General features: G+C 59.7%; 18 protein-coding genes. 8 read left to right on the top strand and 10 right to left on the bottom strand.

The features are described 5' to 3' along the window. Nucleotides 1–130: 130 nt before the first annotated feature. The 8 genes from prfB to AC1RJY_RS06075 form a co-directional block, all read right to left on the bottom strand. Nucleotides 131–1249, bottom strand: a complete 1119-nt coding sequence (gene prfB, locus AC1RJY_RS06110; protein ID WP_043471348.1) for a peptide chain release factor 2 — start codon at nt 1247–1249, stop codon at nt 131–133. Nucleotides 1250–1358: 109 nt separating this feature from the next. Next, nucleotides 1359–1808 carry a pilus assembly protein TadG-related protein gene (locus AC1RJY_RS06105; RefSeq protein WP_011775316.1) on the bottom strand — a complete coding sequence of 150 codons (450 nt, stop codon included), beginning with the start codon at nt 1806–1808 and terminating at the stop codon, nt 1359–1361. Then, complete coding sequence (locus AC1RJY_RS06100) at nt 1805–2353, bottom strand: hypothetical protein (protein ID WP_498601830.1); 549 nt, start codon at nt 2351–2353, stop codon at nt 1805–1807. The genes AC1RJY_RS06105 and AC1RJY_RS06100 overlap by 4 nt, the downstream gene beginning before the upstream one ends. After that, nucleotides 2334–2756: a TadE family protein gene (locus AC1RJY_RS06095; protein ID WP_011775318.1), complete on the bottom strand. Its 423-nt coding sequence runs from the start codon at nt 2754–2756 to the stop codon at nt 2334–2336. Before AC1RJY_RS06095 ends, AC1RJY_RS06100 begins: the two co-directional genes overlap by 20 nt. Before the next feature lie 8 nt (nt 2757–2764). Next, on the bottom strand, nt 2765–3004 hold the full coding sequence (locus AC1RJY_RS06090) for a hypothetical protein (protein ID WP_011775319.1): 240 nt from the start codon (nt 3002–3004) through the stop codon (nt 2765–2767). Nucleotides 3005–3087: 83 nt separating this feature from the next. Continuing rightward, nucleotides 3088–4029, bottom strand: a complete 942-nt coding sequence (locus tag AC1RJY_RS06085) for a type II secretion system F family protein (RefSeq protein WP_011775320.1) — start codon at nt 4027–4029, stop codon at nt 3088–3090. Next, a complete protein-coding gene (locus AC1RJY_RS06080; RefSeq protein ID WP_014922220.1) occupies nt 4026–4880 on the bottom strand; it encodes a type II secretion system F family protein in 855 nt (284 codons plus the stop codon). The genes AC1RJY_RS06085 and AC1RJY_RS06080 overlap by 4 nt, the downstream gene beginning before the upstream one ends. After that, nucleotides 4880–6103: a TadA family conjugal transfer-associated ATPase gene (locus AC1RJY_RS06075; RefSeq protein WP_043470439.1), complete on the bottom strand. Its 1224-nt coding sequence runs from the start codon at nt 6101–6103 to the stop codon at nt 4880–4882. Before AC1RJY_RS06075 ends, AC1RJY_RS06080 begins: the two co-directional genes overlap by 1 nt. Nucleotides 6104–6380: 277 nt before the next feature. On the opposite strand from AC1RJY_RS06075, the gene AC1RJY_RS06070 reads away from it, so the two are divergent. From AC1RJY_RS06070 to AC1RJY_RS06035, 8 genes are all read left to right on the top strand, one after another. After that, entirely contained in the window at nt 6381–9131 is a 2751-nt protein-coding gene (locus AC1RJY_RS06070; protein ID WP_498601827.1) for a GH25 family lysozyme, read from the top strand. A 251-nt stretch (nt 9132–9382) separates the two neighbouring features. Then, nucleotides 9383–10729: a hypothetical protein gene (locus AC1RJY_RS06065; RefSeq protein ID WP_011775324.1), complete on the top strand. Its 1347-nt coding sequence runs from the start codon at nt 9383–9385 to the stop codon at nt 10727–10729. Nucleotides 10730–10839: 110 nt separating this feature from the next. Beyond that, nucleotides 10840–11661: a hypothetical protein gene (locus tag AC1RJY_RS06060; RefSeq protein ID WP_498601825.1), complete on the top strand. Its 822-nt coding sequence runs from the start codon at nt 10840–10842 to the stop codon at nt 11659–11661. A gap of 84 nt (nt 11662–11745) precedes the next feature. Further along, nucleotides 11746–12273 (top strand): hypothetical protein, encoded by a 528-nt coding sequence (locus tag AC1RJY_RS06055; protein ID WP_011775326.1) that lies wholly within the window; start codon nt 11746–11748, stop codon nt 12271–12273. Then, nucleotides 12273–15356 carry a chitobiase/beta-hexosaminidase C-terminal domain-containing protein gene (locus AC1RJY_RS06050; protein WP_498601973.1) on the top strand — a complete coding sequence of 1028 codons (3084 nt, stop codon included), beginning with the start codon at nt 12273–12275 and terminating at the stop codon, nt 15354–15356. Before AC1RJY_RS06055 ends, AC1RJY_RS06050 begins: the two co-directional genes overlap by 1 nt. A 213-nt stretch (nt 15357–15569) precedes the next feature. Next, nucleotides 15570–16325, top strand: coding sequence for a glycosyltransferase (locus AC1RJY_RS06045; RefSeq protein WP_238324329.1), 756 nt, complete (start codon nt 15570–15572; stop codon nt 16323–16325). Continuing rightward, a complete protein-coding gene (locus tag AC1RJY_RS06040) occupies nt 16322–17350 on the top strand; it encodes a lysylphosphatidylglycerol synthase domain-containing protein (protein WP_011775329.1) in 1029 nt (342 codons plus the stop codon). Before AC1RJY_RS06045 ends, AC1RJY_RS06040 begins: the two co-directional genes overlap by 4 nt. A gap of 97 nt (nt 17351–17447) precedes the next feature. Further along, on the top strand, nt 17448–19691 hold the full coding sequence (locus AC1RJY_RS06035) for a glycosyltransferase family protein (RefSeq protein ID WP_043806177.1): 2244 nt from the start codon (nt 17448–17450) through the stop codon (nt 19689–19691). A gap of 272 nt (nt 19692–19963) precedes the next feature. Here AC1RJY_RS06035 and AC1RJY_RS06030 read toward each other — a convergent pair whose 3' ends face one another. Further along, nucleotides 19964–20695 (bottom strand): ABC transporter ATP-binding protein, encoded by a 732-nt coding sequence (locus AC1RJY_RS06030; protein WP_011775331.1) that lies wholly within the window; start codon nt 20693–20695, stop codon nt 19964–19966. Next, on the bottom strand, nt 20696–21553 hold the full coding sequence (locus AC1RJY_RS06025) for an ABC transporter permease (RefSeq protein WP_014922226.1): 858 nt from the start codon (nt 21551–21553) through the stop codon (nt 20696–20698). Between the last annotated feature and the right edge of the window lie 2 nt (nt 21554–21555).

Below are 21555 nucleotides of genomic sequence, written 5' to 3'. Positions count from 1 at the left end.
GGCTTTCGATGGGGGAAGTGAGAGCACCGGCCACTCGACTATACGCACGGGCCAGCCGCTACTCCGCGGCTTTCAGGGGCGTGTCGCGGAATCCGAACTCTCACGTGACCCGGGCCACAATGCCCGGGTGCTAGTTGGCCGCTGCGTTGCGGTTGCCGGTACGCCAGCGAATGCCGGCGTCGATGAAGTCATCGATATCCCCGTCAAGCACTGCCGAAGTGTTGCCCACTTCGTGTTCCGTCCGCAGGTCCTTGACCATTTGGTATGGATTGAGGACGTAGGAACGCATCTGGTCACCCCAGGACGCCTTAACGTCTCCGGCCAACGCCTTCTTTTCCGCGTCTTGCTGTTCCTTCTTCACCAGAAGCAACCGGGACTGGAGCACACGCATGGCGGCTGCACGGTTCTGAAGCTGCGATTTCTCATTCTGCATCGAAACCACAATGCCCGTAGGGATGTGCGTCAGCCTCACAGCGGAGTCTGTGGTGTTGACGGACTGGCCGCCCGGACCCGAGGAACGGAAGACGTCAACGCGGATTTCGTTGTCCGGGATCTCAATGGAGTCCGTCTGCTCGATCAAAGGGATGACCTCCACCGCGGCGAAGGATGTCTGACGGCGCCCCTGGTTATCGAAAGGACTGATGCGGACCAGCCGGTGCGTTCCGGCTTCAACACTCAACGTGCCGAAGGCGTAGGGTGCCTTGACTTCGAAGGTGGCGGATTTCAGGCCGGCTTCCTCGGCATAGGATGTGTCCATCACCGTGGTCGGGTAGCCATGGCGTTCAGCCCAACGCAAATACATCCTCATCAGCATCTCCGCGAAATCGGCAGCGTCCACGCCACCGGCTCCTGCCCTGATGGTAACTACGGCTTCGCGTTCGTCGTACTCGCCCGACAACAGCGTTGTTATCTCCAGCTCCGCAAGCGCCTTGCGAATGGACGAAAGTTCTTTGGCCGCTTCCGCCATCGAGTCCTCATCGCCCTCATCCTGGCCCAGTTCAACCAGAACTTCGAGGTCGTCAATCCGGGATGCGAGCTTGGAAAGGCGCTCAACTTCGGACTGCCGGTGCGACAACCTTGAAGTGATCACCTGGGCAGAAGCAGGATCATCCCAGAGGTCCGGAGCCCCGGCCTGCTCGCTCAGTTCAGCGATCTCAGTCTTGAGTGCATCAACATCGGTGACGTTCTCGATTGAGCTGTACGTTGCTCGAAGTGCGCGGATTTCCGCGGGAAAATCAATTTCAGCCATGATCATCCCAGCGTACGCTATCCGTTGCACTCCCCGGTGGCTCCCCCACTCTGTGCCCGTGCCCGCGCGACATCTCATGACCGGGACCTCTCATTACCGGGTCCGCCTATTACTGAGTCAGCCGGGATCGGGCCGTTGACCTCGCTTCAATGAGAATCCCCTCCGGCAGTAGAAAGCTGATCACGGGCGGATGCGCCACTGCGGTGAGTACTACTACCGCCGTACCGCCCGGCTCGCTGCCCGTACCCGCTCCAACAGCCAGGTGGTCATGCCTGGAAAAGGCGTTACTTGCATCAAGGTAGGAGCCGGCTGAGGCGATCACTGTCGCATCCACCAGCGATGTGGAAGGAACGTAGCTTCCGCCGATATGCGCCACCGTGTAGGAGTCCGCGGCCGCGAGCGCCGCTCCGTCAGCCAAAGACAGCAACTTCTTGTGCTCCAGGTAGACAGCTGACGCTGCCATGACCACCGAAGCCAGGAGGAGTAATAACAGCACGAACCCGACGATGAGAACCGTTATCTGGCCTTCTTCCCGCCTTCTCGATGAAACTACTGTCATTGGTAACGCCCTACAACCTGCGATGCCGACGCACTGAGTCGGCTTGCGTTCAACTGCAGGGAGTCCCCGAAGGGCATCAAGGGTAAGGGAACATCCAAGCGCACAGTGACAGTCACCGTTGCGCCTGCTGACAAGCAACTCCCGCGATCACATTCGATGGCGATGCTGGCCTGCTCCGGCGAATAACCGTGATCCTTGAGAGCGACAAGCACGCTGCGCTCCGCTGCTGTCCTTGCAATGACCGGGTCCCGTTGGGTCACAAAGACTTTAGCTGCTTGATCGGCAGCGCCCACCACGGCAAACGACCCGCCCTGAATCTGGCCAACGGTCACTACGAAATAGACCACCGGGACCATGAGGAGCAAAGCCAGGAAGGTAAATTCCACCACGGCGCTGCCCTTTTGTGCTTCGTGGGGTGGAAGGCAATCCCCTACCTTCCCAGCCCATCCCGCTGGCAAGCACAGGGCATCGCGCAGCCTGCTTTTTAACACATTTTTCACCGCGGCGAGTGGTGGCATTCGCGCGTCACCTTGGGAGATCAGCATGTCCCGTCACCTCCAACAATTTACCGGGGCCGATCAGACCAAAAACCGGCAGAGGGGCCTTTACTGTCACTTCCAAGGTTCGGACCCCCTCAATGGTGACTTCCGTTGAAGTGACATCGCGGGCAAAATCACCGTTCAACGCAGCGCCAATCAACTCCGCGGTCCTGGCACGGGCATCCATAGACGTGCGATCCGACAAGGCCCCGTATCGCGCTCCGGAAGCGGCGGCATCGACGAGTGTGTTCCGAACGTGCAGCACCAGCGTGAGTTGAACTATCGAGATAAAAAACAAGGTCAGCAGGGCACCAACCAAGACGAAGTCCACCGCAGCAGACCCGCGCTCATGTGCGGCATTCGTGGGCACTGAGTGAGAAGAGTCATCGACGACGCCGTCGTAGTCCATCCCGCGTCCTACTTGCCCACCTTGCTCATCGCTTGATTGAAAAGGTCGCCCAATGCCGGTGTCGCGATGGCAAGAAGTCCTGCCACGAGGATCGCGGACATCAGTGTGATCATCACCCACCCAGGTACGTCACCGCGCTCGTGGTCTTCCCTGGGGTGTGTCGTCCTGTGGGCAATCGCCACGAACAACCACCATGAGCAGAGGAGCAGGATTGAGATAACGGACAGTTTGCTTGCACTTCGTTTCATGGTCTTCCTCAGTGTATTTCGAGACGTTGCTGACTTAGCGTGGTTAGTTGAGTGGATAGCTGGGGCGGATCATGGGTGGCGCTCTATAGGCTCATCTCCAAAGCCGCAATGGCAGGAAAAGCAGCGAAGATTACGGTCAGCGGGAGCACGCCGAAGACAAGCGGGACCATCATGGCAATTTCTTTTCGGCCTGCTGACTCCATGAGGTCCCGCTTTGCGGCGTCACGGACGTCCGCTGCTTGCGCCCGGAGGACGTCTGCCAACGGTGTCCCGCGTTCAACAGCAACCATCAGGCCGTCGATGAACCTGACCAAGGGCGGAAGTTCCGACCTCGATGAGAATGCCTGAAGCGCTTCCGTCAGCGGCTTCCCAGACCTGGTATCCGCCAAGATCGTGGCAAACTCCGCGGAGAGCTCGCCATTCGAGCTGCGGCTCACCCTGTCCATGGCGCCCATGGCACTCTCACCTGCTGCGACCGCGAGCGCCATCAACTCCGCGAGGCTGGGAAACTCGGACAACATCCGTGACTCCCTCCGCTTTATCCGCAGACCCAACGCATAGTCCCGAAGCAGGTAGCCGCCCAGCGCGCTGGCGATCACTGAGCTACATGAGACGGCCGGACTGAACCGGCCGGCGCTTGCCCCGGCGACCACCACGACGATAGAGAGCACGAAAGCGGCCCCGGCCCACAGAAGCTGTTCGGCCCGGAAATCCAACGTTGATTTTTTCGAACCCGCACGGGCAAGCTTCTTCGCCAAGGCCGTGTTGCCTACGTTGAAGCGGGACATGGAAGTAAGGGCGTCGCGGATGATGGGGCGAAGAATTCGTTCGAAGGGCCCAAACGGAGTGAGATTGTGTGTTGGCGTGCGGAGCAGGCGCGATTCAAGATTCTGCGACTTCAGTTGAGGTTCGATCCGATCAGCGAATCTGGTTCCCCGCATGAACGGGAGGCGCACCACGATCAACCAGCACCCGGCTCCTAGAAGCAGGCCGCACAGCAAGGCGAAGGCTGTTGATGTGGTCATCGAAGAACCCGCTCATCCTCCGGCAAGGCGCCGACGCGGAGCATCACGGAGTAGCAGAAAACTGAAATCAACAGGCCTCCGAGCAAAACCAAGGCGCCCATGCCTGAGTTGAATGCCAGCATGGCTTCAGGCCTGCTTGCCATGACCACCAAAACTATCCAGGGCGCAGCTACAGCGAGCCGGGCAGCATTGACGGTCCAGGACTGCCGGGCCTCAAGCTCACTGCGCGTCCTTGCGCTGTCGCGCAGGAACCCTGACAGGGTCCCCAGCATTCGTCCGAGGTCGGAGCCACCCACTTCACGAGTCATTCGCAGGGCCTCAATGATTCGGTCGGCCACCGGATCAGCCAGGCGTTCCTTGAGTTTGTCCGCTGCAGCCTCAAAATTGCCGGCGGCTCTATAGTCGGCCCCGAAGTCCAAGAACAACTCCCTTAATTCTTCCGGGCCATTGTGTCCCAGCTGGATCAGCGCCTCTGGCAGTGCAAGGCCTGCACGAATAGCTGAACGCAAGTGGTCCACGATGTCCGGCCACAGCTGCCGTAGTGAGTTCCTACGCTTCCGTGCCCGCCAGCGCACAATTGCAAAGGGAATCCATGAACCGAAGATTGCGAAACACAGGGCCACCGGCGGCGATCCTGTCAGAACATAGAAAACCAGCAGTGCGAACAGTCCAAGTCCGGCGCACGTGGCAAGGAGTCCGGTGCCGGTGACTTTCTCAATCCCTGCTGCCATCAGGAGAAGATCCAAGCGTCGGGGCTTTTTTCTTTTGGGCTCAGCCGGTGGTTGGACCCATGTGGACCACCACATGAGAAACACCCCTAAGCCACACACGATCCCGAGCAGTGCCGCCATCAGTTCAACTCCAAGAGGGCAGCCACATCGAAGCCTGCGCGGGCAAACTTTTCCGGTGCCGGCATGGAGTTGACCCTGGGATGCAACTGCCCTGCAACCATGCCGAAGACACCCGAGGATTCAATGATCCCGTTTTCCACCCTGCGTCCCAGCGACAGGATCTCGGTCACCTGCCTGCGCCCGGTTGAATGGCGACCGCAGTGCACCACGAGGTCGATGCACGACGCCACTGTGGGTACTACGAAAGCACTCGATATATTGGCCCCTGCCAAGAGCGGGAGGGTGCAGATCTTGGTGACGGCGTCGTGGGCAGAGTTGGCGTGCACGGTACACATCCCGGGTAACCCGGAGTTCAGCGCAATGAGCATGTCGAGGCTTTCCGCTTCGCGAACTTCTCCCACTATCAAGCGATCGGGACGCATTCGAAGCGCTTCCTTGACAAGCCTTCGCAAAGGAATGTCGCCTTCACCCTCGAGATTCGGTTGACGGCACTGCAATCCCACCACGTCGCGCAGCGGAAGCTTCAGTTCAAAGATCTCCTCCACCGTGATGACCCGTTCACGGGAACCGATGCTGGCGGCCAAGCAATTCAACATTGTGGTCTTTCCCGCTTGGGTGGCTCCGGACACCAGAATGTTGAGCCCGCTGGCTACCGCCGCACCGAGGAACCTGGCAGCCTGGGGCGTCAGGCTTCCAAGCTCGACGAGGTGCTCAAGGCGGCTTGCCTTCGCGATGAATTTCCTGATGTTGACAGCCCAGTGCTTGCGGGTGATGTCAGGAATTGCTACGTGCAACCTGGATCCGTCCGGAAGGGCAGCATCCACGAAAGGGGATGAGAGATCCACCCGGCGTCCCGAGCTCTTGAGCATTCTTTCAACCAGATCGCGTACCTGCTGCTCGCTGAGACTTATGGCCGTCAGCTCGGATTCCCCGTTGCGCGCCACGTAGATCTCGTGCGGCGCATTGATCCATATCTCTTCGATTCCGGGATCATCCAGGAGCGGCTGCAGGGGCCCAAATCCTGCGACGGCATCAAAGATGTGTTGTCGCGCGGTCTCGAGGTGTCCGAGAGAGGGAAGGGGACCCAGAAGTGCCCGTTCGTCGTAATCGTTGACCGCCGCCTCTACCAGAAGCCGGACATCCCCGGCTTGTTCCAGCGGATCCAGCCCGCGGCGCCGAATGAGTTCCCGGACTTCTCCCTCGACGATTTTTACAGCATCCACAACTCTCCCCTGATCACGAGCCTGTAAACGAGAGGCGTATCTCGAGTCATTCACGCTAGGCGAGCGAATTCGGACCCTCAAGTCACTCCGAACGCTATGTGGATAACTTCCCATCATCAGTCACGCCAGCACCCTGAATCCCACTAGTCACTCCAGTTTCGGAATGTTAGGGTAAAGCCCGTTAGGAGCTGGCCTAAGGTCTCATGCGCAAGCGCCCGCCCCGGAGCTTGTCCACAAGCCACACCATGCGCCGCTAAGCCGCGGCACAGGGCCGGATGTGAAAATGAAAACTACTTCGATGGACCCGGTCCGCCGCATCCCACTGGCACGTGTAGGCCTGGCGCTTACTATCGCCCTGATCGGAAGTTCAAGCCTGGGAGCACCTGCATGGGCGCAGACGTCCGGACCGCAACCGGCACCGCAGTCGGAGATCCGGGAACCAACGCCGTCACAGGGTCCGCGACCAGCCGGAGACGGCTCGGGTTCGGCGCCCTCCGGCAGCGATTTGCCGACCATCGAACCGGTTCCCGGTCAGCAAGAGCCGCCGCCCGCCGTCGAACCTTCACCATTAGAGGCGCCGTTGCCAACATCAACGGCCTCAGGACAACCCGAAGCGCAGCGCGCAACACCCCAGGCAATGCCTGGCAGCGCCAATAACGCCGACGCCATGAAAGCGGCCATGCGCGCCGCTATTCCGGCCGGTGGCGCCGAAATGGGGCAGCGATCGCCAAGGGTCATGGCGACGAAGCAGCAGAGTGCGGTTTCGCCCCCGTCGGGAGCCCGTTCAATCGGCGGAGCAGTGAATTCAGTGGTTCCCATGGCGGCTGACCCGGGACACTGGCGCCCGACTATCGGCATCGCGGGTCAGGATGTCAGCGCCCACCAAGGCAACGTCAACTGGCAAACCCAATGGAACCAAGGTTCCCGATGGGCCTACGTCAAGGCGTCCGAAGGCAACTACTACCTCAATGAAAACTACACACAGCAGTACAACGGCTCCCGTGACGTAGGAATGGTCCGGGGCGCCTACCACTTCGCTATCCCCAACTGGTCATCGGGTGCGGACCAGGCCAGGTATTTCGTGGCAAACGGTGGCGGATGGACTGCCGACGGTTACACGCTCCCGCCCGTCCTGGACATCGAATACAACCCCTACGCCGGACGCACCATCAACGGGTTCTACTTCGGCAACACATGCTATGACATGTCCAAGGCGCAGCTCGGACAATGGGCGGCCGACTTCGGCAATACTGTCAAGGCACTGACGGGTCGATTCCCGGTGATCTACAGCACCACCGACTGGTGGAACACCTGCGTAGGGAACTCCACCTTCGGAAACTACCCGCTGTGGATCGCGTCCTATTGGAACAACCCAACCAACTCGCCCGGGGCCATGCCTCTCAGTTGGGGCAATTACACCATGTGGCAGTACAGCAGCACGGGCCCCTTTGAAGGCGACTCGAATATTTTCAACGGCACTTATGACCAGCTTCGGACATTCGCTAGAGGAGTCCCCCGCCCCTCCAGCCCCTCCATCCGGTCCGGGGCGGACGTGCTCGCTGCCATGCCCTCCGGACGTCTGGACAATTTCCCGGCAGACGGACAGGGCCGCATCACAGGACCGGTAGGCATTGGTTCCGGTTGGGGAACTGCACAGTCCGTCCACGTCGTTGACTGGAACCAGGACGGAGTCCAGGACATCCTCGCCCAGTGGCAGGACGGCTCGCTCCAGGTTTTCCGGGGCGCTTCCGGTGGCGGTTTCCTTGCGCCCATTCTGGTGGGAACGGGGTGGCAGGAGATGTCGCTCACCGCGGGGTGGTGGAACTCCAGGGACGCGTATCCGGGTGTTATCGGCCAGGACGGCAAAGGAAATCTGTACCGGTACGTGAATGCGGCCGGAGGCGCCCTCGGTGGAGGAGTGCTGATCGGGACCGGATTCGGAGGGCACCAGTTCAACCAACTGGACTTCGACGGGGACGGCAACCAGGACATCGTCTCCCGGACAAATGACGGCATCATGCGTCTGTACCGCTCCAACGGGGTGGGATCGTTCCTCTCCGAACCGAGCCGGGTAATCGGAAACGGCTGGTCCGCCATGACGTCGGTGAGCTCATCGGCCGGGTTCAATGGCGCTGGTTCGCAGGGGCTCCAAGCCCGGACCGCCAACGGTGACCTGTACTACTACCCGGCAGTGTCCGGGTCGTGGGGCAACCGCTTCCTCATCGGAGTGGGATGGAATGATGCGAACGTGATCAGCGGCGCTCCGGTCAACGTTGAGGCCACGCTCGGCGTGGACGCTCAAGATGTGGTGGCCACGCGTCAAGACGGCAACATGTATCGCTACCCCGGGTCAGGTTCAACCTCCTTGTTGCCTGCTGAACTTATCGGCACGCAGTGGACCGGGCTGAAGGCCGGCTTCCTCGCCGACTGGAACAACGACGGCACCTTGGACATCCTGGCTCAGTGGACCGATGGGCGGCTCAGCATGTATCCGGGATTCAAAGGCCGAGGCTACGGGGCGCCCATCAGCCTCGGTACCGGTTGGAAAGACTGGACGCTCACTGTCGGTTCGTGGAAGAAGTCCGACGCCCGTCCGAGCATCGTTGGATACGACCCCTCAGGCCGCTTGTTCCACATCAGTAACCCGTCCGGCACGGGATTGGGCGCGCGTGTTCAGATTGGCGTCGGTTGGGCCGGATTGGCCATCCTCCAGATGGACTTCGACAAGGACACCAACATGGATCTCCTGGCGAAGAATGCCGCCGGCGATTTGGTGCTCTACCGGTCAACCGGCAGCGGAACACTGATTCAGGAAGCGCCCGACACCGTAGGTGTCGGTTGGAACGTGATCAACAGCTTCGGAGCCATCCGTGGATTCGCTGGAGCCGGCTCAAGCGGGATCCTGGCGCGGACGACCGGTGGCGATCTGCGTTATTACCCGGTTGGACAGAATCGAAGCTGGGGCACACCCACCAGAATCGGCATCGACTGGGGCGGGCTAAGAATCCTCGCCCCCGCCGCAAGTTAGACCAAGCGGGCGCCGGCTCCCGAAAATAGGGCCTGCACACTCTGAAAAGGAGGGTGCGGGCCCTTTTCGTATTCGGCAAAATTACGTAAAGGAAACAAACAATGTTTAGGCCGGAGACAGGTCTAAATCGCGGGATTGCGTGATCTAATGAAGGTGGTCTCACGTATTGGCTGTTCAGCGCATTCGGGAAACGGGCTTTGTTTGGGGGCAAGCGAAGGTCACCAATGCGCACAATCAAGGAGTGATCTTTCATGGCGTTTACCGTTTCAACGGCCAAGGTCAGCATTTCGCCGCCCCTGGATGTCAATCCCTATATGGCGGGGTACGGGACCCTCGACGGCGGCCGGGAGGCTACAAGCAGTGCACCCTACGAATCGCTGTGGGTCAGGGCCATCGTGCTGTGGGAAAATGGCTCACCCAATCTGATCATGAGCGTGGACATTCTTGCCCTGCCCCGGTCAATACACCAGCGTGCCCGGGAGCGGATATTGGCGCTGGCGGGATGGTCCAACGGCGACATTCTGATCCAGTCCACGCACACGCACAATGGGCCGGCCGTCGTCGACACCCTCCACCCGTTCATGTGCTACGGGTTGTCGGACTTGTCCATGGTGGAGACCTACAGCCAGCACTTGGAGAACGACCTCGTGGATGCTGCAAGCGAAGCGCTCAACGCATCGCAGACAGCTGTCACGTTGGATTACAAGGTCACAACGGCCAGCATCGCGTACAACAGGGTGGGCCTTCCTTACCTTGAGAACACCGTGCCGGTCATTGTGGCGCGCAAGCCAAACGGGAACGCCGCAGCGGTGATATTCAACTACGCATGCCACCCGGTCGCGGCCGGCATGCGCACACTTTTCGACGGCGATTTTCCCGCCGGAGCCTGTAACTACATCGAAAACACCAACCCCGAATGTTTCGCCTTGTTCCTTCAAGGAGCAGCCGGAGACCAGAACCCCATGGGAGTGCCCAGCTGGGAGTTGAGGGACGAGTACGCCACTAAGCTCGGCGCTGCTGTTGACGTTGCCATGCAGACACCCGGAAGGTCCATCGGCAGCCCCCTCCAGACCAGCTACCAGGAGGTCCAGATCCCCCTGGACATCACTCCCACTGCCGGGAACATGGCAGCTGTCCGCGCCGCCTACGTGTCACGGCTCCCCAACCTGGACGGTAATCCCGCCTGGTACGGACGCCACGCCCAAGTCATGATCGGTCGAATTGACAGCGGCAGTTACGAAACCTCGGTCGCTTGTCCCTTCCAAGTGTGGAAGTTCGGGGGCAGCCCGCAACTGAGGATTGGAATCGTCGGTGGCGAGTTGGTAAGCGGTTACGCCGCATACTTCCGGGCAAGGTTCGGCGGCGCAAACGGAGTGATCGTTGGTGGGTACGGAAACGAGTCGTGCTACTACGTACCCAGTGCGCAGTTCCTGCCGCCTTATTCTTCCGGGGGCAGCTATGAGGGAGGCTGGGACCCGGACCATCCGGGGATCGCGGGTGGCTCGATGACCGTTTACGGACACATCGGTCACTTCCGGGGCGGAACAACGGGCGTAGAAGCCACTGTTATCAACACCCTGAACTCCATGTTCGCCTGACAACCACCAAACGTCGAAGGCCTTGGTCTCCGGAGCAAGGCCTTCGACGTTTGTATCACCATTTTGTAGCGGTATCGATACCCGATTCACGGGCAAATTCATTGACCGGCATGCGGGTTCTGACAACCATGGAGGTGGAGGTCATCATGCGAACCCTGTACCCGGCCGCTGCGGCGATGCTACTGCTCATTGCCGGTTGCTCCAGCCCACCGACACCTTCCACCACGGCAACGCCCGTTCCCTCCGTATCGGCGACTCCTTCATCATCGGCAACGCCTGCTCCCGAACCGACAGAGCCGGGCAATGGCAGCGGACAAGGCGCCGGCGCACCTGATGATTCGGGCCGGTTCTCGTACCTCTGTTCAAGCCTTAACGAGGCAGTTCCGGACGTGACGTACACAAGCCTTGCGGAGGTTTGGGCTTCCACCGGATATGTCCGTATGGATTCCTGCACTGCGAGCTATGAAGGACCCGCTCCGTTCGAGCCCACCGAAGATGAAGCCCGGATCATCTCCCTAGCTGAGCCCGGTGTCACACCATCCGAGGGCCTCGACGCCTATTTGACCGCATTGGCACTCTGTACACGCGTCAGCGACGAAGCCGCTTCGGAGCTCTTCGGCCGAAGCAGCCGTCAAATGCTGCGGGCCGCAAGCGAGCTATGCCCCAGGGCACCGCAGGGGCGAATCATCGAACTCTGGGCGTCGGGGGAAAGAGCCGGGGACGGCGAGTCTTCGGTGACGAGCGAGGGCCTGGTTCCCGGAAAGTTCCACCTCCGGAAGACCCCGCCGGAAGGCTGCACATGGTCGGTGTCGGCCTCTGACGGCAGCACGAAGGCCAACGGCGGGGCAGCCGAAGGTCAATCAGGAATAATCCTTGAAGAAAAAGACGTACTAGCTAGTGACAAATGCGGAATTTGGGAGAAGATAGAGTAATGCAGCCGGCAACGGCTGGGGCGAAAATCCAACTGCATGCGGAGCTGGGGAGCATCCGAATGAAGTGGGGATCCCTCGGTGGACATGCCAAGACGCGCTATCGTCCAGCTTGGCCTAGCCGGTCTCGTTCTTACAGGCTGCTCGGTCAAGGTCGTTGAAAATGTTGAGCCATTCAGGCTGGGCGTGACGAATGCCGGCGATGCCGACAAACCACGCGTCGAAAGACCCGAACCAGTCAAGCGATATCAATTCGAATGTCGCGGAGCCAATGGAAATCCGCTCATCATTTTGTCGAGCCTTGAAGAGGTTTGGGCAAACACTCAATACAAGAAATTCGCAGATGTCGTAGTGACATATGTGGGCCTTCAGCCCCAGGTTTTGGCGGCGGAAGAAAATGCCGCGGTTAATGTCGCTGTTGAAGCGGGCGCCGTTGGAACAAGGAATGACATTTGCCTTGCCATTGTCAAAGCCTGCACCAGAAACAATCCCCCAACCATCAGTACGGCGCTCTATGGGCTTGGCGGCGTTCCGATCGTTAAGGGAGCACTCACGCTGGCGCCCATGGCACCGCAGGCCGCAGTCCTGACCAAGTGGTTGAAGGAAGTGGCGTGATGGGACAGCAGATGAGGCGCGACGCCGGATGGCGGCTTCGCGGACAAAAGGTCACCACGGCATTGGCCGCCGTACTTCTGACGGTTGCAGGCATGACCGCGGTGGTTTCCAGCACCCCGGCACATGCGGACCAACAGAAACAGATCATTGGTATTGGGCTCACCAAGCCTGCGGGGACTGTTCTTGACCCCATCGGCCGCATGTGGGTTTCAGATAGCGTGGCCGGTTTCTGCCGCATGTCCGAACCCATTAACGGAAACGCGGGCACCATCGAGGAAGACACGTGCTTGGGCGGCAGCCTGCCTGGAGCCGGCCCCGGACCGAAAGTCCCCGGGGTCTCCATCGTGCTTGACCCCACCCCCGGCTCCATCGGCAATGGCGACGAAACAGTCTTCATTCCGGATTCAGCGGTTGGAAGTTCGCATCTTGTACGGGCCGTGTGGAATCCACCGCTGGACCTCTTCGAGTACAGCAGCACACTGACGGTCCTCGATGGCGACGTCCGCCCGAACGCCGTTTCTGACGGACCGGATGGCAACATCTATCTGTCATTCGCCAATGCCCGCTCAATCATCAAGATCGTTGATCCGACCATCATGCACCCAAGCATCGAATCCATTGCGTCGGTCACCACCCGCGCACTGGGCCTGGTGGCGGCGGGCTACGACAGCAACGGATACGTCAGTGTCTACGTACTGGAAACCACCGGCCTCCGGGCGTTTTCCGCCCCTGGCAACGGCGAAATGACAGACTACGTGCCATTGACTTCGTACAACGTCGGCGTCGCGGCGTCGATCTACTACGACTACAACGCCCACGTTATTTACACGGGCACCAGCAGCGGCACCACGGCGGGCACAGACAAGGTCTCACGGCTCGACCTCACGAACGGCACCGTAGACAACCAATGGGCCTTGGGATTCAGCAAGATCGGCGGCCTTGGAATGCGGGGCGGTCAACTTCTGGTGCTCGATGATCCCGGGCAGCTGGCCTCTTCTCCGGGCGAAGGCCGGGGCAGCATCAGCATCCTTGGCGGCGCAGTGGCGAAAATTACTTCCGGCCCCACACTGGCCAGCGGTGCACAAGCTCCCAATCCCGAATTCACCAATGACACCACTCCCACGTTCGGCGTCAGCGCGGATCCGGCCGGCAGTGCGTTGGAGTGTTCCATGGGTGGAGCCTGGGTGAACTGCACCGGCGGCACCTACACGTCAACTGCGTTGACGAACGGGCAGCAGACCTTCTCCGTGAGGCCTGCACCCGGTGGCGTACCGGTTTCACGGACATTCACAGTGGACACAGTCGCACCTGCTGCGCCGGTCTTTACAGCTCCAAACAGTGGTCAAGTAGTCAACGGCAAACCGGTTCTGGGCGCCACTTTTGAGCCAGGAACAACACTCACATGTTCCGTTGACTCCACTGCCGACGCTGCCTTCCAGGCATGTGTACCGGGTGACACATTCACGCTCACAACTGCGGGTGCCCATACCTTGAGGATCCGAAGCACGGACTCGGCAGGGAACGTCAGCCCTGCTGCTGCGCAGACCGTAACGGCTGATCTGACGGCCCCCCAGGTTGCCATCACGGCTCCGGCCAGCGGGGCCACAGTGGGAGCCGGGTACCAGTTCCAGTTCGCCTCCGGCTCCTCGGATGTAGCTGGGTTCCGCTGCCGGTTGGGAACCGATGCTTTCACCGCTTGCACATCACCGAAGGTCTATGCGGACATCGCCAACGGACCAAACAGGTTTGAAGTAGAGGCCCGGGACGTTGCAGGCAACACCACCGTTGCAGGCGTCAACTTCACGGTCTTCATAGCTGACACGACTCCTCCCACAGTGACAGCCAGTCCTGTAGGCGGAACGTACGGTCCTGCAAGCAAAGTCACGCTGACAGCGAGTGAAGCAGACGCCAAGATCTACTACACAGAGAACGGCACCACTCCCACCACGGCCAGCACGCCCTACACCGGCCCCATCACCATGGGAAGCAAAACCCTCAAGTACATTGCAGTCGACGCAGCCAACAATGCCTCGGCACCGCAAACCCAGGTGTACGTGTTGGACAATGTTGCGCCAACGGTGACAGCCAGCCCACAGGGTGGAAACCTGACGCTTGGACAAAAGGTCACGCTGACCACGGAATCCGGAGCGAAGATCTACTACACAACGAACAACTCCACACCCACGCTGTCCAGCCCCACCGGCACAACAACCGTGACCGTGACGCCAACAGCGACCACCACGGTCAAGTACTTCGCTGTTGATGCGGCAGGCAACCAGTCTGCGGTGGCATCGCAGACATATACCTTGCCTGCGGCACCGGCCAACACGTGGAAGGACTTCAATTCGGACGCGAAGAATGACGTCCTGGCTCGCGACGCGGCCGGTACATTGTGGCTCTACCCGGGTAATGGCACCGGCGGATGGCTGGGTAAGGTCAACACCGGGACCTCGTGGAACAACTACAACCTGATCGTTCCAACGCGGGACTTCAGCGGCGATGGACGCAGTGATGTCCTCGCCAGGGACGCGTCCGGGCAACTGTGGCTCTTCAAGGGAAACGGCGTGGGCGGCTGGCAGCCTCCTGAAGTTGCCGGTGCCGGCTGGAGCGGATTCACGGCTGTTGTGGCACCCGGCGACTTCAGCGGTGATGGCAAATCCGATGTCCTTGCCAGGGACTCCTCCGGAATCCTGTGGCTTTACAAGGGCGATGGATTGGGTAAGTTCACCGCTGGTCGGACTCAGGTTGGAGCAGGGTGGAACGTCATGAATGCCATCTTCAGCACAGGTGACTTCAACGGCGACGGGAAGACCGATGTGTTGGCCCGCGACACAGGGGGCGCCCTGTGGCTCTACCCAGGCAATGGCAGCAGCGGCTGGGGCAACCGCTCCCAGATCGGAAGCGGATGGAATGGTATGACCGCCTTGCTCGGACCCGGCGATTTCAATGGGAACGGCAAAGCTGATGTCCTCGCCAGGGACGCCAGCGGCAATCTGTGGCTCTACCCAGGCAATGGCTCGGGCGGCTGGCTCGCCTGGGGCCAGGTAGGCAACGGATGGCAAGGATTCACATCGCTCCCCTGATAGGGACCGGACGTAGCTTGCCGTTTTGAGGGGTGCACCGGAGAATATCCGGTGCACCCCTTTCGTCTGCACCCAGCACTGGAGATGCTGCCCTTCCACAGAAGGTATCCAGCAATGAACTAGACTGAGGGTTTGCAAGGAACTCGTGACAACAGCGTTGCGGGCTACGGCTGGCGTTCAAGAATTCGTCGGCACGAACTACCGAGGAGAGTCTTGACTTTCGACCAGGCAGGCCAACCGGATCTCTCCGTTGTGATCCCCGTCTATAACGGAGAACGGATTTTGGCGGCAACAATGGCCCGTCTTTCCGGCTACTTGACCAGTGGCACCTCCGAGATCATCATCGTGGAGAACGGATCTTCAGACAAAACACTCGAGGTCGCCCTCAAGCACGCGGTGGATACTCCCAACGTGACGTTCCAGGTTCTCCAGAGCCAAAAGGGCATGGGAAACGCCTACCGCAGGGGCATCGAAGCCAGCTCCGGCAGCCGCGTGCTCCTCACTGCGGACGATCTTCCCTTCGGTACTGACGATCTCGACGAAGACAAGAAGCTCCAAACCAAACCCCACGTCGTCATCGGTTCGAAGGCCCACAAGGACTCGATCACCGAGCGCAGTCTCATCCGCGGAATTACCACTTTTGGTTTCAAGACTCTGCGGCAGGTAATCCTCGGGTCCAAGGTTGGCGATTCCCAAGGAACACTGATTGTCGACGGCGACTGGCTTCGAAGCATGGTTGACCGCTTCGATGACCCCGGATTCCTCTTCAGCACCCAGGTCGTCTACGCCGCTGAAAAGCAAGGTTTCAAGATCGTAGAAGTGCCCGTCACACTGGCGCCCGACGACGAACCGGGCGAAACCACCATCCGGACTGCCGACGTCGTCAAGATGTTCAAAGGACTCGTGGCCATGCGCCGCCGCCGGAGTGAGTTCGCGGTGGCTCCCAGCGCGGGGACGCACGCCTCATGACGGGATCAATTGCGGAAACACCTTCCAACGACAACGATCTCAATCAAGAACAGCCTCCGGTGAAGAGCACCAAGGCCAAGCTGGTTGACTTCGCCCGGCGCGCCTTGGTGGTCATCGTATTCGCCGCGGCCGTGTACTTCATTGCAGTCCAGTGGCCGCAAGTCCAAGCCACGGTTTTCGCCCTTCAATGGTGGCAGGTCCTGCTGTCCCTGCTGGCGCTTATCCCGGGCGTCTTGCTCGGTATGTACATGTGGCGGGTAGTCATGGCAAGCCTGCTGCGATCCGTAGACATTGAACCCCAAGGTTTGGTGCTCAACCAGATCTACCTGGTCGGCCAGATCGGCAAGTACCTGCCCGGTTCCGTGTGGGCGTTCGTACTTCAGATGGAGCTAGGGCGAAAGAACGGAATTGCTCGCGCGCAAGTCTTCGTAGCGTCCCTGGTGAGCACCGGAATCACCATTGGCGCGGCTTTGGTGGTTGGGGCTTCGGCGCTTCCTATCCTGGTCCAACGGCAGCCCAATCTGCAGTGGCTGTACGTCATCCTGCCGGTTGTTATTTTGGCGATGAACCCAAACGTCGTGACGTTCCTGGTCAACATCGTCCTGCGTGTGTTCCGCCGCCCGCCCCTCCCCGAACGAATTCAGGCCAACACCATGGTCAAGGCCTTCATCCTTGGCGTGCTGATGTACCTGTGCTTTGGCCTGCACCTTTGGATCCTGGTTGGCCATGAGGCCACCTTGGACCTCGCGACGTTCCTGGTTCTGACTGGTGCGTTGGCTCTTGGTATGACGCTGGGCGTGCTGGCATTCCTGCTTCCCGCAGGCGTGGGGGCTCGCGAAGCCATCTTGATCCTTGCCCTGGCCGGAATGATGAGCGCCGGTGCTGCGACGGCAATCGCTGCCCTTTCACGAATCATGTTCACGATCGCGGATCTACTGTGCGTCGGCATAGCTTATGTTCACTTCCGGTGGCGGCAACAGTCAGCTTCCAAGACCACCGTGGACTCGGCCTCGGAGGCCAAGTAGCAGGTGGTGGCGGGTGCCCCCGAACTTCCCGTAATCCAGGCAGTCCTTCAGGCCAATATTCACACTTATGCCGCGCGCTAAGGAGCAAGCTAAGACCATGACAGCAGGAACCTCCGGGGCTACTGCCCAGCGCCCGCCGGTCACCCGACGGCGCTACTTCATGCAGCACGATTGGCATTGGGGCATTGTTACTGCCGCAATAGCAGCCGTCGCCTCCATCATTCCCCGATTGTTCAATCCCACGTTCTACTACTGGGACGACATGATGCAGTCCTTCCTCCCCCTGTGGCGTCATATGGGTGAGGAAATACGCTCCGGCCGGTTCCCGTTGATGGAACCCGGCGGATGGGTGGGCGGCAACATTGTGGCCGAGGTGGGCTACGGTATTTTCAACCCGGTTAACATCGTCAATTCAGTCATCGTTTCGAATTTCGAGAACCTGTCTCTGGCGAGTTATTTCATCATCGTCCAGTTCATCGCGTTGCTGGCGTTCGGTACGTTCATGCTCGCCCGCGACTACGGTTCCAACAGGCCCTTGGCTCTGGCTGCCGGTGTGGCAATCCCCTTCAGCGGCTTTACGCTCTTCTACGAGGCTGCCCGGTGGCCGGGCGGCCTGATGGCCTTCGCATGGATTACCGTTTTCTGGTGGTCTGTCCGCCGCTACGCGCGCCGTAACACGTCACCGTTCCTGCCGTTCCTGCTGGGCTTCCTGACGATGACGGCGGGAAACCCCTACGGGGCCATTGGCGTCATTCTTGTCCTCGCGGCTGTCGCCATCGAGCTGATGCTCATGAGGCATTGGCGCCGGCTTATTCCAATCGTCATTGTCGGTGCCCTGGTAGGTCTGACCGCGGTCCTGGTCTACTTCCCCTTGCCCCTCAGCTCAGCCGTCACAGTGCGGCAACAGAGCGAAATTCTGAATGACCTATTCCTTTCCCCGGACATGTCGTCGCTACTAACCATGAGCACATCGTCCATGCGGCCGCGGATCAACAACTTCTGGGCACCCATCGACAACGTCCCCTCAAGTTACCTGGCGTGGTTCGTCCTGCCACTGCTTCCGTGGCTGGATTTCCGCAGCTTCCGAAACCGCTCGCGTCAAATTTTCAGCATCTACATCATCACCGGAATCTACTTCCTGCTGACCTTCGCTCCTTCCCAGGTGCTGGTCTTCCGCTGGCCGATCCGACTCATCGAGTATGTGTACCTCGGCGTCATCGTTCTCGTCGCGGTGGTGGCCTCAGCGGGCTTGAAGACCACATCATGGAAGAAACGGTTGTTCATTACCGTGGCCATCCTTGGTTTTGGAACCTACCGCGCCTGGTCCATGGTTCCCGAGGGCGGCAAATGGCAGGTCTTCACCCTGGCCGTGACTTTGGCCTTGGTGGCGCTGGCCGTCTTTGGCTGGAAGCGCTTCGGCTACCGAGGCTTGGCCGCAGTGATGGTACTGGGAACAATCGCCACGCTTGGAATGCAGTCCAGGCAGTTCGTCCCCAACAATGCCGTAGCCGGAATCGGCTCCCCCGTGGATGCAGACACGCTCCGTGACTCAACCAGCAGTTACCGGGGCAACACCATTCAGATCTTCAACACCATGAAAATCACAGGCGAGGAATTCACTGAGGGACGCCTCCTGTACGGCAATCAGATCCTCAACGCCGACGTCAACAACAGCATGGGCCGGTATAGCGGCATCAGCTTCACTACATACGTCAATGCCTTGTGCATGAACTACCGCGGCGAGACCTGCCCGCTTGCCTACACGGAGCTGTTCAAACAGGCGTCCCCGGAAATCGACGTTACGTTGGCCGATGTCCTTCAAGTCGAGACTGTCGCCGTCCAGAAGACCATGATTGCCCCGGACCAACTCAACGTTGCCCCTGGCTGGTCGATTGTGGCCTCGGATGAGACCCGGACAATCCTTCAGCGGGAGAACCCGTTGCCCTACCCCGGCACCGTTTCCTGGGCCTCTGACGGAGTCTCAGTCCAGGATGCGGTCAGGAACGGCAACGATGAACACATCACTCTGTCCGGCGACGGCAGGGCAGGGAAGCTGACCCTCGCCCGCCTCGCGTGGCCCGGCTACACCGTTACGGTTGATGGCGAACCGCAGAAGCTCACGCAGGGCCCAGCGGGGGTCATCCTGGTGGACGTTCCAGCTGGTGCCAAGTCAGTGGACATTTCCTTCACGACGCCGGGTCTCACCATGGGCCTCGCTGCCCAGGCGGTCGCGTGGTTCGGGATATTGGTGTTCACTGTTTTCCACTATGTTCGTCGGCATCGCCGCACAGGGTCCGAGGAACACGTCATTCAGGAGCCGGCCGAAAAGGTATCTGTCTAGCCGGCTGCAACGTATTAGACCGCCTGTAAGTCAGAAGAGCGTCTAAGGTCCGAGGAGCGTCCGCCCCCACCGGGGCGGACGCTCTTCTTTGTGGGGCGCTGGTTTGTGGGGCGCTGGCAGATCCCTCCAGCACCCATGCAGTAGCGCGGTCAGGCCCGCCCCCGTCCTACTTAGAGCAACTCACCTATGGCAAAGGCCACCGCACATCATTCGGAGAAGATGTGCGGTGGCCTTTTTGCTGTCCCTCGTAGGGTTCAAACAGCAATTACCTGCTAGTTGCTATCGCGCAGCCATGCTACAGCTTGGTCAGCGGGGCCTTCGAACTGCACCGTGCCGGAGGCAAGCACAACTCCCCTGTCGCAGATACGCGAGATCATGTCGAGGTCGTGGCTGACCACAACCAGCGTCCGTCCTTCATCCGAAAGTTGCTTGATTTTGGCCAAACACTTCTTCTGGAACGGCTCGTCGCCCACGGCCAGGATCTCATCCACCAAGAAGATGTCGGGCTGCGTGTGGACTGCCACTGCGAAAGCAAGCCTCAGGAACATACCGGAGGAATAGAACTTTACTTCGGTGTCGATGAACTGCTCAATCTCGGAGAACGCAACGATTTCGTCGAACTTCTCGTTGATTTCCTGCTCAGTCATTCCCAGGATTGCAGCATTGAGGAAGACGTTTTCGCGCCCGGACAGGTCCGGGTGGAAACCTGCGCCAACCTCGATGAGCCCGGCTACGCGACCCTTAGTACGGACCGTGCCTTTATCCGGCAGGATAACGCCGGAGATAAGTTTCAATAATGTGGATTTACCTGAGCCGTTGAACCCCAACAAAGCCACGGTCTCCCCTGGCTGAATCTCGAGGCTCACATCGTGGAGTGCATCGAACTTCTTGCTGAGGTCGCTTTTCCGACCCTTCACCAGCCAAACGAGGGTCTCCTTGAGAGAGTGCGAATGGCGGAGATTAAAGGTCTTTTTAAGGTCCTTGACGATTATTGCGGCGCCCATCTAGACCTCCTGCGCAAAGTGGCCCTCAAGTCGTCGGAAGACGAGTTGGCCGATGATAAGGAACAGGGCAGCCATGCCGAGACCAATCAATCCCGTCCACATCAGATGCGGAGGCAGTTCGACTGGACGGTCAACAGTGGGATACCAGAAGGCCCAGTGGAACAACTCAACAGCCACCGTGATCGGGTTGAGCTGATAGATGACCAGCACCCAAGGCGGTGCCAGCCGACGGATCATGGTCCAGTCATAAAGCACCGGCGATGTCCACGTTACGATCATCATCAACATATCTACGATGTTCTCGGCGTCGCGGAAGAAGACATTGACGGCTCCGGCCAAGAGGCCCAGGCCGGTCGCCGTAACTGCCACAATGACGAAGCCCAGAGCAGCTCCAATGAGTTGCATGATGTCCGGTTTCCACCCGCTCAGCAGCGCAGCAGCCAACAACACCACCAATTGGGGGAGGAAATGAACCGCAGCAACCCACACTGAGGCAACGGGGAATAATTCCCGTGGCAGGTAGATCTTCTTAACCAAGGCAGCGTTCGACACGATGGATCTCGTGGCATTCGAAAACGCTTCGGAGAAGAAGTTGATGACGATGACACCAGAGAACATGTACAGCGCGTAATTGGGAATCTGATCCCCGACGCGCAGGACAATGCCCAAAGCAAAGAACAGCACAACGTACTGGACCAACGGCTTGACGTAAGACCAAGCAAGGCCCAGGACAGAACCCCGGTACCTTACCCGGAGTTCCTTACGGACTATCAGTTTGAGGAGGTACCGGCGCCGGTAAACGTCCAGCAGCCCGGCCCCTACCCCCGGAACAGCGTATGTATCAGTGGAAGTTGTCATTG

The sequence above is a fragment of the Arthrobacter sp. GW822-FHT05G07 genome, from assembly GCF_058799755.1.
The sequence above is the reverse complement of the archived record's forward strand: the minus strand, read 5'-3'. Positions and strand labels throughout refer to the sequence as shown.